This is a genomic window from Citrobacter sp. wls615, from assembly GCF_005281355.1.
Lineage (GTDB): Bacteria > Pseudomonadota > Gammaproteobacteria > Enterobacterales > Enterobacteriaceae > Citrobacter > Citrobacter werkmanii.
Window position 1 is genome coordinate 1 of record NZ_SZXM01000034.1, and the last position, 206, is coordinate 206.

A 206-nucleotide genomic window follows, 5' to 3' on the forward strand; every position below is an offset into this window, starting at 1 on the left:
GATCTGGTGTATCAGGCGATCCGTGGCGGGCTGGCGGGCAGCACCGTACTGGATGCGAAAGCGCCGATGGTGATGGACCGCAACTTTAAACCAGGTTTCCGCATTGACCTGCATATTAAAGATCTGGCCAATGCGCTGGATACCTCGCATGGTGTTGGCGCTCAGTTACCGCTGACGGCTGCAGTCATGGAGATGATGCAGGCGCT

1 protein-coding gene is annotated in these 206 nt (G+C 57.3%); it reads left to right on the forward strand.

The window, feature by feature from the left end:
* A partial coding sequence (locus FDX04_RS12170; protein ID WP_170975159.1) for an NAD-binding protein occupies nucleotides 1-206 on the forward strand: 206 nt, incomplete at both ends.